This window comes from Acidovorax sp. GW823-FHT02H02 (genome assembly GCF_058797075.1).
The window spans coordinates 1-1,111 of record NZ_JBXAJH010000047.1 but is presented as its reverse complement, the minus strand read 5'-3'; the positions used below and the strand labels follow the sequence as shown (position 1 = coordinate 1,111).

The following is a 1,111-nucleotide window of genomic DNA, read 5'->3' as shown; positions in this document are numbered from 1 at the left end:
CTAGTCCATTGAATCATTGAAATTGGCTGTATATGCTCCATATTGGAGGGTATGTACAGAATGCTATTGACAGACGACGAGCGCGGCCAATTGGAGGCGGTGATCCGCAAGCGCAGTGGTAGCGCGGCGCTGGCGCGGCGTGCGCGCTGCGTGCTGCTGTGGGCCGACTGCGAGCGCCGGGTTGACATCCGGGCCAAGCTCGCCTGCAACGACGCGTTCATCACGCGCTGGACGCAGGCGTTCGAACTTCAAGGTCTGGCCGGGCTGGTGTCGCTGCACCCGGGTCGCGCGCCCGTGCATCCGGTGGCCAAGCTGGAGGCCCGCGTGCTCAACAAGACGCTCAAACACAAGCCCAAGGACGGCTCCACGCACTGGAGCAGTCGCAAGCTTGCAGCAGAACTGGGCGATGTCTCGTTCTCTACCGTGCAACGCATCTGGCGCAAGCACGGTGTGCAACCGCACCGCCTGCAGCGGCACCTCGTCTCCAACGACCCGGACTTCGAGGCCAAGGCTGCGGACGTGATCGGCCTGTACCTGAATCCGCCGGCGCACGCCGCAGTGTTCTGCGTGGACGAGAAAACGGCTATCCAGGCGCTCGATCGCAAGGACCGCATGCTGCCTCTGGCGCCCGGGCGAGCCGAAAGCCACGGCTTCGAATACAAGCGCAACGGCACCCTCAGCCTGTTTGCCGCGTTAAACACCGCCACCGGCGAAGTATTGGGTATGACCGCCGCGCGCCACACCAGCGAACAGTTCGTCGGCTTCCTGAGTGATGTCGTGGCCGGCCAACCACAGGACCGCGAGATTCACGTCATCTGCGACAACGTCAGCAGCCACAAGACCGAGCTTGTGGGAGCCTTTCTGAGCAAGCACACGAATGTCCAGATCCATTACACGCCCACGTATTCGTCTTGGCTCAACCAGGTCGAGAACTGGTTCGCTCGCATCCAGCGCGACGTGATCAGCCGCGGCATCTTCACCTCGGTCAAGGACTTGGACAAGAAGCTCATGCGCTACATCCGCGAATACAACAAAGACCCCAAGCCGATCAAATGGAAGTACGACAACCCACAGCGTCGATATCACCAATTTCAATGATTCAGTGGACTAG

The 1,111-nt window shown here is 60.8% G+C and carries 1 protein-coding gene; it reads left to right on the top strand.

Features of this window, described 5'->3' with window-relative positions:
- Positions 1-51: 51 nt before the first annotated feature.
- Positions 52-1,098 carry an IS630 family transposase gene (locus AC1RDS_RS20965; RefSeq protein ID WP_492227362.1) on the top strand — a complete coding sequence of 349 codons (1,047 nt, stop codon included), beginning with the start codon at positions 52-54 and terminating at the stop codon, positions 1,096-1,098.
- Positions 1,099-1,111 lie beyond the last annotated feature (13 nt).